Source organism: Streptomyces sp. NPDC087440 (assembly GCF_044744005.1).
Taxonomy (GTDB): domain Bacteria; phylum Actinomycetota; class Actinomycetes; order Streptomycetales; family Streptomycetaceae; genus Streptomyces.
This window is the reverse complement of the sequence record NZ_JBIUXN010000006.1, coordinates 357,621-371,867: the sequence shown is the minus strand read 5'-3', so window position 1 is coordinate 371,867 and position 14,247 is coordinate 357,621. Positions and strand designations below refer to the sequence as shown.

Below are 14,247 nucleotides of genomic sequence, written 5' to 3'. Positions count from 1 at the left end.
GCGCCTCACCACCATGGCCGCCGCGTGCCTTTGGGGGGGGCGCGGGGGCTTCCGCCTTACGCTGGCTATGGGGGGATTTGGAAAGTGAAGTGAGAAGGGGAAGGGGGGCGCCCCCCCGTTCTGGGGCCCGCCCCCTTCCCCGTACGCACGTCACGGCACTCAGCCCGCGATCGCCTCGTACAGGCTGAAGCCCGCGAGCGCCAGCATCAGGCAGGCGGCGACCTTGGTGATGAGCCGCAGCGGCACCCGCTTCATCAGCGCCTGCCCGCCGACGATGCCCAGCCCCGCGACGGCCCACAGGGCGAGGACCGCACCGATGCCGACCGAGACCGGGTTGTCGTAGCGGGCGGCGAGCGTGGCGGTCATGATCTGCGTGATGTCGCCGAACTCGGCGACCAGGATGAGCATGAAGCCCGCCCCGGAGACCTTCCAGAAGGACTGGTTCTCGGGCGGCTTGATCTCCTCGTCGTCGTCCCCCTTCTTCAGCAGGAGCACCAGGGCTCCCACCAGGAACAGCACGCCCACCACCGTGTTCACGATCCACTGCGGCAGCAGGGTGAGCACGCTGCCCGCCGCGATGGCGATGCAGACATGGACGAGGAAGGCGGCGGCGACGCCGGCGAAGACGTAGCTGGCCTTGTAGCGGGTGCCGAGCATGAGCCCGGCGAGGGCCGTCTTGTCGGGGAGTTCGGCCAGGAACACGGTCCCGAAGGTGATGGCCATGATGGTGAGACTGATCATGGGATGGGGCTTTCCTCAATCGGTCGGGCTGCCCGTACCGAGAGACCTGCCTGTTTCCGGGGTCGCTTCGGCACGGCAGCGTCGTTGACACACAACAAACACTGCGGCCGAAGGTCTCGCTGGCCGACACGGCGACGGACGACCGCCGGGTGCCTGCCTCCGGGCGCCGGCTGAGCGAACTCAGCAGTATGTCGACGGTCCGGCGAAGAGCTACTCCCCTTCATGCTCGTACAAGGATACGGGATGACCTCCCCGGCCTGTCCACCGCACGTCAGTCCCGGTGCAGCCGCCCCCGCGCCACCAGCTCCAGCACCCCCGCCACCGCCACCGCCTGCACCGCGAGCAGCGCCACCAGCACGAAGAGCTGCACCGCCCCCGCCATCACCGGCGACGCCCCGCCCAGCAGCATCCCCACGAACGCCCCCGGCAGCGTGACCAGGCCCACCGTCCGCGTCTGGTCCAGGCCCGGGAGCAGCGCGTCCGAGGCGGCGGGCCGGGCCACCTCCAGGCGGGCCTCGCGGTCCAGCAGCCCGATCGCGAGCCCCGCCTCCACCTCCCCGCGCCGCGTCTGAAGCTCGTCCAGCGCGCGCCGCCCGCCGAGCACGGTCGCGGTGAGCGCGCCGCCGATGAGGATGCCGGTCACCGGGATCAGCGCGATGCCGGTGGGCGGGACGAGCCCGGTGAGCAGCAGCGCCAGCACCACGGGGAGCACCCCGGCGGCGATGGGCGCGGCCGCCCACCACCAGGTGCCGTTGCGGGTGATCCGGCGCCCGGCGGTGCGCACGGCCACCGCGTACATCAGCAGCAGGAACGCGCACAGCAGCCAGCCCGAGCGGGCCACCCAGCCGATCGCGAGGGCGACCACGGCGAGCTGCACGGCGGCCCGCACCCCGGCGAGGGCGGTGGCCCGGCCCTGGGCGCGGGTGCCGTCGCCCGAGAGGCGGGCGTACGCCACGACGGTGACCGCGAGGACGAGGAGCACGGCGAGGACCGCGCCGAGGGTGGCATTGACGGGGAGGAGGGTGGGGGCGGCCTGCGCACTGACGACGTCCTGCGCGCTGACGACAGGGGCAATCACGTCCTCACCCTAGGCGGGCCCAACATCGCCCGGGTGCACGGGGCGTGGCGAATCGTCAGATTCCGTGAACAGTCCCGAACTCCTTGATATGACGTGACCATGCCGTCAGCCTGTTACCTGGTGCACGCCTCCCGGAAACCCGGCGTCGCCACGATGGCCGGGCCGCGCGGGAGTTGTCGGGACGCGTGGCCCAACGTCCCCCCACAGCTCGGGAGTTCACATGTCACGCCATGCCGCAGTGCCCTCCGCGAAGTTCTACGCGCGTCGCATAGCCGTCGGTGCGAGCGCCGCCGCCCTCGCCGCGACCGGTCTGCTCACCACCGCCCCCACCGCGCTCGCCTCGCCGCCCCCGCCGGTCGACGCGGGCACCGCCCGTACCTATCTGGCCCAGCTCACGGTCGCCGCCGAGGGCAGCTCGGACGGGTACAGCCGGGAGAAGTTCCCGCACTGGATCACCCAGTCCGGGGCCTGCAACACCCGCGAGGTCGTCCTCAAGCGCGACGGCACCAACGTCGAGCAGGACTCGAAGTGCGCGGCGGTCAAGGGCAGTTGGTACTCCGAGTACGACGGCGCCACCTGGACGAACGCCGCCGACCTGGACATCGACCACATGGTGCCGCTCGCCGAGGCCTGGCGCTCCGGTGCGAAGGGCTGGACCACCGCCGACCGGCAGGCCTTCGCCAACGACCTCACCCGCCCGCAGCTCATCGCCGTCACCGACAACGTGAACCAGGCCAAGAGCGACAAGGACCCGGCGGAGTGGCTGCCGTCGCGGGCCGCGTACAAGTGCACCTACGCGCAGATGTGGGTGCACGTGAAGCACTACTGGAAGCTGACCGTCGACCAGGCCGAGAAGACGGCGCTGGAGGGCGTGCTCAAGAACTGCTGACCCGCACGGGGGAGGCGCGGGGAGGCACGGACCCGCCCACCGCCCCGGTCAACGTGAGACGGACACGCGGAACTTCCCCGTTCCCCTCCGTCGTTCCGTACCGTACGGGGCCGTGGCCCCGCACGGGGGACGACGGAGGAGGACACACATGACCCGGCTGCGCCTGGGACCGGTGCTGAGGTACGTCGACTGGGAGCGCGGGGACACCGCGACCGTCTGGGTGGAGACCGACCGGCCCTGCACGGCCGAGGTGGTCTGCGCGGACGGCGGCGGGGGAAGCGCGGAGACCTTCCAGATATCCGGGCACCACTACGCGCTGATCCCGGTGACGGGCCTGCGTTCGGGCACCTCGACGACGTACGAGGTGCTGCTCGGCGGCGACCGGGTGTGGCCGCTGCCCGATGCGGGCTTCCCGCCCAGCACCATCAACACCCCCCGGCCCGGGGCGGATGCGGCCCGGATCACCTTCGGTTCGTGCCGCTGGGCGGCCCCGGCGGAGGGCGAGAAGGACCCGGCGGGCCCGGACGCGCTGGACACCCTGGCGGCCCGGCTCGCCGAGCACCCCGACGGCACGCACACCGAGCGCCCGGACTATCTGCTGCTGCTCGGCGACCAGGTGTACGCGGACGAGATATCCAAGGCCACCCGCCGCTGGCTGGCCGCCCGCCGCGACCTGCGCGAGCCGCCGGGCGTGGAGGTCGCGGACTACGAGGAGTACACCCACCTCTACGACGAGTCCTGGCTCGACCCGGAGGTGCGCTGGCTGCTGTCCACGGTCCCCACCTGCATGATCTTCGACGACCACGACGTGATCGACGACTGGAACACCAGCGCCGCCTGGGTCGCCGACATGCGGGCCACCCCATGGTGGCGCGAGCGCATCCTCAGCGGGCTGATGTCGTACTGGGTCTACCAGCACCTGGGCAACCTCTCCCCCGCCGAGCTGGCCGCCGACGAGGTCTACGCCCGGGTGTGCGCCGTCCCCGACGGCACGGACGTGCTGCGCGACTTCACCGCCCGCGCCGACCAGGACCCGGCCACCGTGCGCTGGAGCTACCGGCGCGACTTCGGGAACGTACGGCTGCTGATGGTGGACACCAGGGCGGCGCGCGTCCTGAAGGAGGGCGCGCGGGCGATGCTCGACGAGGACGAGGCACGCTGGCTCGCCGAACAGGCCCTGGACGACTCCCGGCCGTACGACCACCTCCTGATCGGCACCTCGCTGCCGTGGCTGCTGCCGCCGCTGATCCACGACGCGGAGGGGTGGAACGCGGCGCTGGCCTCGGGGGTGCGGGGGACGCGCTGGGCCAGGTTCGCGGAGGACCTGCGCCGGCGCTCGGACCTGGAGCACTGGGCGGCCTTCCCGGCCTCCTTCGAGCGGATGGCGCGGCTGATCGCGGAGGCGGGCAGCGGTCCGGCGGCCCCGGCGACGGTGTGCGTGCTGTCGGGGGACGTGCACCACGCGTACGTCGCCGAGCCGACCGCGTGGCCCGACGACGCGCGCCCGGACACCGCGAAGGTGTTCCAGCTGACCTGCTCGCCGGTGCACAACGGCATTCCGTCCTCGATCAAGCTGGGGTTCCGTTTCGGCTGGAGCGCCACCGGGCAGCGGCTCGGCCGCCGGCTCGCCCGGCACGGGCGCATCGGCCGCCCGCTGCTGCGCTGGCGGCGCACGGGCGGCCCCTGGTTCGGCAACCAGCTGATGACGCTGACGCTGCGCGGACGCTCGGCACAACTCCGGCTCGACCAGGCACGACAGGTCAGGACGGGGGCCGGGGAGGCGGGCGGGAAGGGGCGGAGCGTCACGGGTGCGCGACTTGTGACGGCGATGACCACAGACTTGACACAGGAATGACACAAAGGGGCCAACAGGCGTAAGGGGACGGCCACTTGGGGGCGAATTCCAGTCACAAACGGAATGTTGAACTTGCAAGCACAGTGAGGCTTACCTAACCTCCTGGGCATCGCAGGTCTCTTCGGGCTGCGTCCCCACCCGGCCTCCCCCAGGCCGCCACCGAAGGAGTCCCCCACTCATGACCGCACCTTCCGCACCGGCGCCCCGAACACCCGTGGCCGCACGCCTCACCGGGTACCGGCCGTACGCGCTCGCCGCGTTCCGCTTCGTCACCGGCCTGCTCTTCGCCTGCCACGGCGCCGCTTCCCTCTTCGGCGTCCTCGGCGGCGCGGGCGGCACCGGGGCCACCGCCCAGGCGGGCGCCTGGCCGAGCTGGTACGCGGCCGTGATCCAGCTGGCCGGCGGGGTGCTCGTCGCGCTCGGCCTGTTCACCCGGACCTCGGCGCTGATCGCCTCGGGCTCGATGGCGTACGCGTACTTCGTCGTCCACCAGCCGGAGGCGCTGTGGCCGATGCAGAACGGGGGCGAACTCTCCGCGCTGTTCTGCTGGACGCTCCTGCTGCTGGTCTTCACCGGCCCCGGCGCGCTCGCCGTGGACGGGCTGCTGACCGCGCGGCGCGGCACGGGCACGGCGACGGCGACGGCGCGCGAGGAGCGGCCGGTCACGGCGACCGCCTGAGGCAGACGCGAGGGGCGTCCGGACCGATCCCGCTCGACGGCCCGAACGCCCCTCGCGCATCACCGGATGTGACGCGGCGTCACTTCACACCGGTCGTGAAGTCGCCGAACGGCACGGTGAAACAGCCGACGCGCTCGCCCGCGCCGCCCTGCTCGCGGTGCAGGATCACGGAGTTCGCGGCGCCCTTGGGCAGACCCCAGGTGTGGTGCGAGGACATCTCGGCGCTGCCGCTCTTGTCGGTGGTGAAGTCGAGCCACACCTCGTTGTCGGGGTTGACCAGCTTCGGGTCCTTGACGTGCTGGTAGTGCATCCCAGCGGCCTTCGGGTCGACACCGCACGCCTTCTCGTGGACGTGCATGCCGAACGCGTAGTTCGGCTTCAGGCCCTTCACCTTGACGGTGACCGTGGTCCCCTTGCCGTCGACCTTCTGCTGGATCTGTATCCAGCCCCCGGCGGGCACCAGGGGGGCGTCGTACGACACGGCTCCCGGCGGCACGAACGCGGAGGCGGGGGCGAAGCGTCCGTCGACGGTGAGGCCCTTGCCGTCGCCGCCCCGGCCCGCGGCGCCGTCCTCGGCGTGGGCCGTTGCGGCGGACCCCGCGAGGAGGAGGGCGGCGGTCCCGCCGACGACCCGTACGACACGCTTCTGCGCCCGGCTGCGACCTGTCATGCCTGCCATGCTGGCTCCTTCGAGTAGCCCCCTGCCGTTGCTCCCGCCCCGCTCCCCGCCCCCGCTCCCCTCCCCCGCACCACCCTCCGCGCGCCCCCTCGGTCCGTCGCACGGGACGCGGCAATCGGGTGAACGACAGGCCGCTCAGATGTGCTGCCCCAGGCCGCCGGCGACGCCTCCCGCGCCCCGCGAAGTGATCTGCCCAACACCACCCGTACCGGGCACGAATCCCGCTCCCACCAGGCGTAAGGTGGATCGCTGTTAAGCCGCCCCTGCCGCTCCCCATGCGACGTCGCGGCGTGGTTCCTGGCCGGGGAGTTCGCAGTGCTGGAGAGTCTGGGGTCGCTGACCTCGGGTCCATGGATATACGCGGTGATCGGTGTCTCGATCGTCCTCGACGTCTTCGTCCCGATCATGCCGAGCGGCGTCCTGCTGATCACCGCCGCCACCGCCGCCGCGGCGGGCGCGACCAATGCCACGGCCAACGTCCCCGACACCTTCGCGCAGGACGTGCCGGACCTGCTCCTGCTGGCCGCGTGCGCGGCCACCGCGTCCCTGCTGGGCGACTTCGCGGCGTACCGGCTGGCCTGGCGCGGCGGCGAACGCCTGGACCGGGCGATCTCCCGCTCGCGCCGCCTGACCGCCGCGCAGGAACGTCTCGGCAACGCGCTCAGCCGGGGCGGCGGCATCCTCGTCGTCGTGGCCCGCTTCGCCCCCGCCGGACGCTCGGTCGTCTCCCTGGGCGCGGGCGCGGCGCACCGCAGGCCGAAGGAGTTCGTCCCGTGGTCGGCGCTGGCGGGCGCGACCTGGGCGCTCTACAGCGTGGCGCTGGGCTACTTCGGCGGTCAGTGGCTGGGCGCGAGCTGGCTGAGCACGGCCGTCTCGGTACTCGCCCTCGCCGTCGCGGGCACCCTGGCGGCCTACGTGGTCCGCCGTCCGCGCACCTCCAGCCCGGCCAGCAACGCGGCCGTGGCGGCGGCCACCTCTTCCACGGCCTGATCGAACACCTCCTTGTTGTGCGCGGCCGGCGCACGGAACCCGGAGATCTTCCGCACGTACTGCAACGCGGCGGCGGTGATCTCCTCCTGCGTGGCCTCTTCGGGAATCACGGGCGGACGAAGCGTCTTGATGCTGCGGCACATGCTTCTCACGCTAGCCGCCCCCACTGACAACGTCTCCCGGCACGGGCCCCGGCCCGCCACGGGAAGCCCTCGTCCGTACCGCACCCGGCACCCCGGCCACCGCGACGCTGCCCCGCGCGGGTCCGTCGTGGCTGGTCGCGCAGTTCCCCGCGCCCCTGATGGCTTGCCCTCCGGGCAGCCATCTCCGCGCCGTACACGGAAGAAGGCCCGGCCCCCGAGTGAGATCGGGGGCCGGGCCTTCCTGCATGCCGTGCGTCAGGTCCTGGGACCGGTGGGCGCGGACGGTTTCGAACCGCCGACATCCGCCTTGTAAGGGCGGCGCTCTACCCCTGAGCTACGCGCCCGGGCATGAGGCAACAGCGTACATGGCCACAGGGGCTGCTTCGCAAACCAGATCCCGTGCAAGGGCTGGTCACGGGTGGCGTGCGGGGGTTACCCCCACCCCCGATCCGGTGGGCGGCCGGATCGTGGGGGGTGGGCCGGAGTTCCTAGGCTGAGGACACATCGACCGTACGCAGCAGGGGGACCCCCATCATGGCAGCCACGACCCGCACACTTCTCGCCCTCGGCGGGGCCGCACTCGTCGCCCTCGCCGTCACCGGGTGCGGCAGCGCCGACGCCGCGGACGCGCCCGTGGAGAAGAAGTCGTTCGCGTACGAGGGCAAGGCGCTGACGATCTCCTCGGACGACTCCCGGCTCACCCTGGTCCCCGCCGACGTGCAGCGGATCGAGGTGGAGCGGCAGGTCGACGGGTGGGTGATGTTCGGCAGCGGGCCCGACCCCGTGTGGGAGCTGACCGGCGACACCCTCAACCTGAAGGTCAAGTGCTCCGGCATCAGCGTCGACTGCCAGGCCCGCCACTCCGTGAAGGTCCCGCGCGGCATCGCCGTCACCGTCCACAACGACAACGGCCGCGTCGAGGCCACCGGCTTCACCACCGACCTCAAGGTGACGTCCGACAACGGCGAGGTCGCCCTGAAGGACCTGAGCGGAAAGCTGGACCTGGAGAGCGACAACGGGCGGATCGTCGGCGAGGGCATCGCCGCCAAGAACGTGACCGCACGGTCCGACAACGGCGAGGTCAAGCTGGCCTTCACCGGCGTGCCCGACCTCGTGGACAGCCGCAGCGACAACGGGGCGATCCGCCTCACCCTGCCGAAGGCCACCTACCGGGTCGACGCGCAGAGCAACAACGGCCGCATCCGGGCCGACGTCCCGAAGGCCGACAGCAGCACCCACGTCGTGAAGGCCCGCAGCGACAACGGCGAAATCGCGCTCCAAAGCGCGAACTAACCGGCCCGTGTGTTCGTCATTACCTGGTGGGAGAATGAACCAGGCAGGCGGACACGGTACGGGAGAGGGATGTGACGGCGACAGACGCGCAGCCGCAGACGCAGCGAGTACGCCGTCGGCCACGGCCCCAGGCCCCCCGGGGTGCGCGTGACGCCGTGGCCCTGATGCTGCTGCCCCTGGCGCTGCTGCCGCTCGCCGCCGCCTCCTTCGCCGGGGGCGGCACCCGCCGGTGGTTCGGCGGGCGCAGCGAGAGTGCGCGGGCCGACGCGCTGGCCGCCAAGGACGCCGCCGCTGCCGCCTTCTACGAGCTGGACACCGCCCAGCGCGACCTGCGGATCTCCATCGAGACGATCACCGCCGTGGACAGTTCGCCGGGCGCCCGGCGCACCGCCGAGCAGTTCGCCTCGCTGGGGCAGCGGATCGACGAGGTCAGCCACACGTACATCAACGCCGTCGACGCCCACGACCTGGAGCGCGACGACCTCGACGCGGGCGACGCCTCGAAGGCCCGGGCCGAGCTCGGCAGGGCCAAGGACGATCTCGTACGGGTCAAGGGCGAGCTGGACCGCTTCTCGCAGAGCCTCACCCCGCTGCTCGACAAGGCAGAGACGCAGCTGGCCCGGCTGGCGCCCGCCGTGGAGCGGGCCCGGCAGTCCCTGCTCGCCGCGAGCAACGCGCTGGACGCGGTACGGGCCGCGGGGCTGCGCGCCGACGACCTGGCGGCGCGGCTGGCCGCACTGGGCCCCGAGCTGACCCGCCTCAACCAGGGCGCGGGTCAGCACGGCGTGCCGGAGACCCTCGCGCGGGCCGAGACGGTGCAGCGGGACGCGGAGGCGGTACGGGTCGAGGCCGCGGGTCTGCCGCAGCGTGCGGCGGAGCTCGACCGCCGGCTGGTCTCGCTGCGGACCCGCGCCCAGGCGCTGACCACGCGGGCGGGCAAGGTCGACCCGGTGCTCAGTGAGCTGCGGCGCAGATTCACGGCGGCGTGCTGGCAGGACCTCCAGCAGGTTCCGGCGCAGGCGGGCGAGAGCGTGCGGCTGGCGGAGCAGCGGCTGAAGGAGGCCGGGAAGGCGCGCGAGGAGCAGCGCTGGGCGGACGCCACGTCGCTGATCAGCACGGCGCGGGCGCTGCTGAACGACACGGACGAGGCGGTGTCGGCGGCCGGGGACCGGCTGCAACGGCTCAACGCGGTGTCCAAGGATCCCCAGGTCGAGATCCAGCGCACGCGCTTCGCGATCCGTGACGCGCAGCGGCTCGCGATGGCCGGGCGCAACACGCCCGACCCGCGCCACGCCCGGCCTCTGGACGACGCGGTCGCCCGCCTCGACCGGGCGATCGCCGCCCTGGAGGGCCGCCACCCCGACTACTGGCACTTCCTGACGGAGACGGAAGCGGTACGGGCGACGGTCACCCGGGTCGTCTCCGCCATCCGCGAGGAGCGCGGCGCGGCGGCGGGCTGAGCACCCGGGCCGCACGGCCTAGCCGCAGCAGCCGCCCCCGCAGCACCCGCCACCACCGCCCCCGCCACCGGCAGGCGCGCTGCTGGTGCCGCCGACGGCCACGGCGGACAGGAGCTTGACCGTATCCGTGTGCCCCTGGGGGCAGGAAGCGGGGTCGGAGGACTGAGCCATCGGCCGGTTCAGCTCGAAGGTGGTGTCACAGGGGCGGCAGCGGTACTCGTAACGAGGCATGGCCACAGGGTAAGGGGCCCTCCGCGACCCCCTCGAAGCCCCCGCCCGCTCCTCACGGCCCTCCGCGGCCCCCTCGAAGCCCAGCCCGCTCCGCACCCGTCGGCGTACGGATCGCATTTCAGTCTGCCTTCAGGGCAGCCGCCCTACCGTGGACGCCATGGTCGCAAGCGCAGCAGCACCCCCCGCCCCCTCCTGGATCACCGGGCTCATGGACAGCCTGGGAGCCCCCGGTGCGGGCCTCGCCATCGCCCTGGAGAACCTGTTCCCGCCCATCCCCAGCGAGGTGATCCTGCCGCTGGCGGGCTTCGCCGCGGGCGCGGGGAAGATGGACCTGTGGGCGGTCCTGCTGTGGACGACGCTCGGGTCGGTCGTCGGGGCCTTCGCGCTGTACGGGATCGGGGCGCTGCTCGGGCGCGAGCGCACCGTCGCCCTCGCGGCGAAGATCCCCCTCCTCAAGGTCTCCGACATCGAGAGGACCGAGGCGTGGTTCGCCCGGCACGGCACGAAGGCGGTGCTGTTCGGACGGATGATCCCCGTCTTCCGCAGCCTCATCTCCGTCCCGGCCGGCGTCGAACGCATGCCGCTGCCCGTCTTCCTCGGGCTCACCACCCTCGGCAGCGCGGTGTGGAACGCGCTGTTCGTGATGGCCGGTTACCTGCTCGGCGACAACTGGGAGCAGGTCGCGGGTTATGTGTCCGTGTACTCCAAGGCGGTGCTGGCCGTGGCCGCCGTCGCGGTCGTCGCCTTCGTGGTCGTACGGGTCAGGAAGAGCCGGAAACAGCAGGCCGACCGCCAGGAGCAGCGGGAGTCGACGCCGCGATGAAGCGGCGCAGGATCTCCTCGCCCGCCGCCACGCCCGTCTCCTCCAGTGCCGTGACCTGGGGGGCCGTCCAGCCCTCGTCGGCCAGTTCGCCGTGGCCGGGGCGCCAGCCCCGGTCGGCGCCCAGCAGCAGGTCCGCGTCGAGGAGGGAGTCCCCGGCGGCGAGGGTGAGCCGGGCGCCGGTGCGGCGGGCCACCTCGCGCACCGCCGCGCTCTTGGTGAGCGGTGCGGGCACGACGTACACCTTGCGGCCCTGGAGGGAGACCGTCCAGCCGCGTTCGCCCGCCCAGTGCGCCAGGTCCTTCAGCCAGCTGCCGGGGAGCAGGGCGCGGTCCACGACGAGGTAGGCGAAGAGGTCCTCGGCGACGCGGTCCTTGAGCAGCCAGGACCGGTCGGCGCTGCGGGCCAGGTGGGCGCGGATCTCGGCGAGCGGCGCGCACTCGTCGGCGAGGCGGTCGGTGACCTGCCGGTGCCAGTCGGGGTCGGAGACGCCGTTGACGAGGAGGTGTCCGCCGTTGGTGCAGATCGCGAACTCCGGGGTGGGCACGGGGAGTTGGATGCGCCGGTACTGCTTGCGGGTGCGGGTCGTGGTGGGCACGAAGAGCGCCTGGGCGGCCAGCTCCGGGAGCAGTCCGGCGGCGGTCTCGGTGACGTACGAGAGCGGCTTGCCCTCGTGGATCTCCACGCACAGCAGGCGCGGCGCCCGGTTGTCGGGGCCCCGCAGGCCGAGGGCGGCGGCGGAGTAGATGAGGGTGCGGTCGAGGTCGCTGGCGACCAATACCGGTGCGGGGTCGGCCACTTGGGGGTCTCCGTGTGCGAGGTCGGCCACGGGGGCGGCTGCCTGTGCGGGGGTATTCACTTGGCGTCCACCGCCGTGCCGTCCGCGCCCGTCGCGCCGCGCGTGTAGCGCGGGTGGATCAGGCCCATGCAGGTGTACGGAAGGTCCTCGACCTCTTCGACGGGCACCCCGCGCTGCTCGGCGAGGAGGCGTATGTGCAACAGGTCCGCGTCGCCTCCGCGCCGGGCGAGGATCTTCCAGGGGACGCGGCGCAGCAGGACCCGGGTGGTCTCGCCGACGCCCGGCTTGACCAGGTTCACGTCGTGGATGCCGTACTCCTCGCTGATCCGCTCGACGGCGGCCCAGCCTTCCCAGGTGGGGGTGCGGTCCTGGCCCTGGAGGGCCTTGGCCCGGGCGACCGCGTCCTCGGCGACGTCGTCGAAGCGGGCGGCGATCGCGTCGAGGAAGTCGTTGGAGACGTCGGAGTCGGCCAGCTCGCGGTAGAACTTGCCGCCGTGGAAGTCGTTCGGGCCGACCAGGTCGGCGCGCAGCACGGTGCGTGAAATGAGGCCGGAGACGGTGGAGTTGAGGCAGGCGGAGGGGATGAGGAAGTCCTCGCGGGTGCCGTAGGTGCGCACGCAGGAGCCGGGGTCGGCGAGGACGGCGATCTCCGGGTCGAAGCCGCCGAGGATGCTCTCGGTGCGGGTACTGGTGTGGAACTCCTCGACGGCGGCGGCGAGTTCGCGGGTGATGGCGCCCTTGCCGGTCCAGCCGTCGACGAAGACGACGTCGGCGGGGTCGTGGTGGGCGGCCAGCCAGCGCAGCGCGTTGGCGTCGATGCCCCGGCCGCGGACGATGGAGACGGCGTAGTGCGGCAGGTCGAGGCCGTGCCGGTACTGCGCCCAGCGCCGCATCAGGACGCCGACGGGCGTGCCCGCACGGGCCAGCGACACCAGCACGGGCCGCGGCGACCGCTCCGCGAGCACGGTCTCGGTGACGACCCCGACGGCCTGCGCGATCCGGTCGGCGGACTCCGCCAGGGCGGCCCGGAACAGCTCCTGGTACTCCTCGGTCGGCTGGTACTCGACCGGCAGCGACTCGGCATAGTGCGCGCCGCCCGCCTGGATGGCCTCCTCGCGCTCCTCGGTGGGGGCCTCCAGCGAGACGTCGGACAGGTCCTGGAGCAGCCAGCCGACCTCGTCGGGCGCGTAGGAGGAGAAGGCGGGACCACGGAGGGGTTCGGGCAGCACGGAGCTCTCCTGCGCAGGGGGGACGTACGACGGGACGACCGCCAGCAGTACGCGGTCGGCATGCGGGGCGAGACGGGCCAACAGGCCGTCGGGGGCGTGGAGTCGGGGCGTGTCGGCGACCGAGTCGACCACCGCGAGGACGGTGTCGAAGCCCGCGCCGGCGACGTTGTAGGCGTAGCGCTCGCCGGGCCCGTCGGCCGGGTCGTCGTGCGCGGGGAAGACCAGGCGGGTGCGTATCGCGTAGCCGGGGTCGTCGACGGCGAGGACCGGGGAGCGGGTCGTGGTGGAGTACCGGACGTCGACGCCCGCCTCCTGGAGCGCCGTGCCGATCCGCAGCGGCGCGTACATCAACTCCTCGAAGCCCAGGACCAGTACGCGTCCGGGCGCGTCCCCGAGCGCCTCGGCGACCCGCTTGCCCATGCCGGGCAGGGCGGCCTCCAGCGTCGCGCGGTGCGCGGGGGTGAAGCCGTGCCGCCCGCCGTCGGGGACGCCCTCGGGCCAGCCGAGGTCCACCCGCGTGACTGCCCGGACGCCGGGCTCCGGTGTCCGGGCGGCCCGTGCGCTCCGTGCCTCCTCCTGCTCGACCAGGCGCTTCCCCTTCTCCAGCACCCCTTCCGGCAGCCGGACCGTGCCCGAGGCGCGGGCGATCAGGTCGACGCGGGCGCCGAGTTCGGCCGCGACGGCCTCCAGGCGGGCCCGGTCGGCGGGGGTGCGCATGTCGACCAGGGCGACGACGACGTACCGCGAGCGGGGGTGGCGGGCGTGCAGGTCGCGGAGGGTGTTGAGGACGGTGTTGCCGGTGGAGAACTCGTCGTCGACGAGGACCAACGGCCCGTCCCCGGCGAGCAGTTCGGGGTCCGAGGGCAGCAGCAGGTGGGAGGTGGCGTGGGAGTGGGACTCCTCGAAGCCGCCCGCCGCGGCCACCCCGGCGACCGGGCGCCGGGTCGAGTGGAGGTACGGGGCGAGCGCCAGGCCGTCGGCGACCGCGTGGCCCAGGCCGGTGGCGGTCTCCGCGTAGCCGAGGACGACGGCCCGGGAGGCCTCCGCGTCGCCGAGGAGAGCGCGCACCTCGCGGCCCAGGGCGAGCCCGGCCCCGTACACGAGGGACGGCTGCTGCGGGACGTGCTTGCCGAGCACGTTCGAGACGAGCAGGTGGGCCCGCTTGGGGTTGCGCCGCAGGGCGAGCCCGAGGAGGTCGTGCAGCGACTCGGGGACGGGGGAACCGAGGTCGGCGGCACCGGGGGCAGAGGCACCCCCGGGTTCGAGGGACCCCCCGGGGGCCAGTTCCACGCCCAGGCGTTCCGCCACCCAACTGCCTGACCAGACCACGTCGTTGCTCTCTCTTCCGTCCGTCACGTACG

Annotated in this window: 14 protein-coding genes and 1 tRNA gene; 7 read left to right on the top strand and 8 right to left on the bottom strand. The window is 73.0% G+C overall.

Annotation, left to right across the window (positions count from 1 at the left end; all coding sequences use genetic code 11):
* Window positions 1-159 precede the first annotated feature (159 nt).
* Together ACIO3O_RS16335 and ACIO3O_RS16330 are read right to left on the bottom strand one after the other, a co-directional pair.
* On the bottom strand, window positions 160-741 hold the full coding sequence (locus ACIO3O_RS16335; RefSeq protein ID WP_401745878.1) for a TMEM165/GDT1 family protein: 582 nt from the start codon (window positions 739-741) through the stop codon (window positions 160-162).
* A gap of 271 nt (window positions 742-1,012) precedes the next feature.
* Window positions 1,013-1,819, bottom strand: coding sequence for an ABC transporter permease (locus tag ACIO3O_RS16330; RefSeq protein ID WP_401745875.1), 807 nt, complete (start codon window positions 1,817-1,819; stop codon window positions 1,013-1,015).
* A 220-nt stretch (window positions 1,820-2,039) separates the two neighbouring features.
* Here ACIO3O_RS16330 and ACIO3O_RS16325 point away from each other — a divergent pair, with 220 nt between their 5' ends.
* The 3 genes from ACIO3O_RS16325 (at window position 2,040) to ACIO3O_RS16315 (ending at window position 5,242) form a co-directional block, all read left to right on the top strand.
* Window positions 2,040-2,708: an HNH endonuclease family protein gene (locus ACIO3O_RS16325; protein WP_401745874.1), complete on the top strand. Its 669-nt coding sequence runs from the start codon at window positions 2,040-2,042 to the stop codon at window positions 2,706-2,708.
* A 148-nt stretch (window positions 2,709-2,856) separates the two neighbouring features.
* Window positions 2,857-4,563: an alkaline phosphatase D family protein gene (locus ACIO3O_RS16320; RefSeq protein ID WP_401745872.1), complete on the top strand. Its 1,707-nt coding sequence runs from the start codon at window positions 2,857-2,859 to the stop codon at window positions 4,561-4,563.
* A 178-nt stretch (window positions 4,564-4,741) separates the two neighbouring features.
* On the top strand, window positions 4,742-5,242 hold the full coding sequence (locus tag ACIO3O_RS16315) for a DoxX family protein (RefSeq protein ID WP_401745869.1): 501 nt from the start codon (window positions 4,742-4,744) through the stop codon (window positions 5,240-5,242).
* 79 nt (window positions 5,243-5,321) lie between these two features.
* On the opposite strand, the gene ACIO3O_RS16310 is transcribed toward ACIO3O_RS16315, so the two are convergent.
* Entirely contained in the window at window positions 5,322-5,921 is a 600-nt protein-coding gene (locus ACIO3O_RS16310) for a superoxide dismutase family protein (protein ID WP_401745866.1), read from the bottom strand.
* Window positions 5,922-6,236: 315 nt separating this feature from the next.
* On the opposite strand from ACIO3O_RS16310, the gene ACIO3O_RS16305 reads away from it, so the two are divergent.
* Entirely contained in the window at window positions 6,237-6,911 is a 675-nt protein-coding gene (locus ACIO3O_RS16305) for a DedA family protein (protein ID WP_401745863.1), read from the top strand.
* On the opposite strand, the gene ACIO3O_RS16300 is transcribed toward ACIO3O_RS16305, so the two are convergent.
* Together ACIO3O_RS16300 and ACIO3O_RS16295 are read right to left on the bottom strand one after the other, a co-directional pair.
* Window positions 6,833-7,054, bottom strand: a complete 222-nt coding sequence (locus tag ACIO3O_RS16300; RefSeq protein ID WP_401745860.1) for a DUF2277 family protein — start codon at window positions 7,052-7,054, stop codon at window positions 6,833-6,835. The genes ACIO3O_RS16305 and ACIO3O_RS16300 overlap by 79 nt on opposite strands.
* Before the next feature lie 272 nt (window positions 7,055-7,326).
* Window positions 7,327-7,398 (bottom strand) — tRNA-Val (locus ACIO3O_RS16295).
* A gap of 190 nt (window positions 7,399-7,588) precedes the next feature.
* Between ACIO3O_RS16295 and ACIO3O_RS16290 the strand changes: the two genes are divergently transcribed.
* Entirely contained in the window at window positions 7,589-8,347 is a 759-nt protein-coding gene (locus ACIO3O_RS16290; RefSeq protein ID WP_401745857.1) for a DUF4097 family beta strand repeat-containing protein, read from the top strand.
* Window positions 8,348-8,418: 71 nt separating this feature from the next.
* The gene (locus tag ACIO3O_RS16285) at window positions 8,419-9,807 is read left to right on the top strand and encodes a hypothetical protein (RefSeq protein ID WP_401745855.1); all 1,389 of its coding nucleotides are present in this window, start codon (window positions 8,419-8,421) and stop codon (window positions 9,805-9,807) included.
* A gap of 18 nt (window positions 9,808-9,825) precedes the next feature.
* Here the strand turns inward: ACIO3O_RS16285 and ACIO3O_RS16280 are convergent, their stop codons facing one another.
* Entirely contained in the window at window positions 9,826-10,038 is a 213-nt protein-coding gene (locus ACIO3O_RS16280; protein ID WP_401745852.1) for a zinc ribbon domain-containing protein, read from the bottom strand.
* Window positions 10,039-10,195: 157 nt separating this feature from the next.
* Between ACIO3O_RS16280 and ACIO3O_RS16275 the strand changes: the two genes are divergently transcribed.
* The gene (locus ACIO3O_RS16275; RefSeq protein ID WP_401745849.1) at window positions 10,196-10,861 is read left to right on the top strand and encodes a DedA family protein; all 666 of its coding nucleotides are present in this window, start codon (window positions 10,196-10,198) and stop codon (window positions 10,859-10,861) included.
* Here ACIO3O_RS16275 and ACIO3O_RS16270 read toward each other — a convergent pair.
* Both ACIO3O_RS16270 and ACIO3O_RS16265 read right to left on the bottom strand, forming a co-directional pair.
* Window positions 10,800-11,657, bottom strand: a complete 858-nt coding sequence (locus tag ACIO3O_RS16270) for an HAD family hydrolase (RefSeq protein ID WP_401745846.1) — start codon at window positions 11,655-11,657, stop codon at window positions 10,800-10,802. The two genes, ACIO3O_RS16275 and ACIO3O_RS16270, sit on opposite strands and share 62 nt — an antisense overlap.
* A gap of 56 nt (window positions 11,658-11,713) precedes the next feature.
* A complete protein-coding gene (locus tag ACIO3O_RS16265) occupies window positions 11,714-14,242 on the bottom strand; it encodes a phosphoribosyltransferase (RefSeq protein ID WP_401745843.1) in 2,529 nt (842 codons plus the stop codon).
* Between the last annotated feature and the right edge of the window lie 5 nt (window positions 14,243-14,247).

Bases quoted from the DNA above. Each gene is read 5' to 3' on its own strand.
- ACIO3O_RS16335 (WP_401745878.1), bottom strand. From the start codon at position 741: ATGATCAGTCTCACCATCATGGCCATCACCTTCGGGACCGTGTTCCTG.
- ACIO3O_RS16325 (WP_401745874.1), top strand. From the start codon at position 2,040: ATGTCACGCCATGCCGCAGTGCCCTCCGCGAAGTTCTACGCGCGTCGC.
- ACIO3O_RS16320 (WP_401745872.1), top strand. From the start codon at position 2,857: ATGACCCGGCTGCGCCTGGGACCGGTGCTGAGGTACGTCGACTGGGAG.
- ACIO3O_RS16315 (WP_401745869.1), top strand. From the start codon at position 4,742: ATGACCGCACCTTCCGCACCGGCGCCCCGAACACCCGTGGCCGCACGC.
- ACIO3O_RS16310 (WP_401745866.1), bottom strand. From the start codon at position 5,921: ATGGCAGGCATGACAGGTCGCAGCCGGGCGCAGAAGCGTGTCGTACGG.
- ACIO3O_RS16300 (WP_401745860.1), bottom strand. From the start codon at position 7,054: ATGTGCCGCAGCATCAAGACGCTTCGTCCGCCCGTGATTCCCGAAGAG.
- ACIO3O_RS16290 (WP_401745857.1), top strand. From the start codon at position 7,589: ATGGCAGCCACGACCCGCACACTTCTCGCCCTCGGCGGGGCCGCACTC.
- ACIO3O_RS16280 (WP_401745852.1), bottom strand. From the start codon at position 10,038: ATGCCTCGTTACGAGTACCGCTGCCGCCCCTGTGACACCACCTTCGAG.
- ACIO3O_RS16275 (WP_401745849.1), top strand. From the start codon at position 10,196: ATGGTCGCAAGCGCAGCAGCACCCCCCGCCCCCTCCTGGATCACCGGG.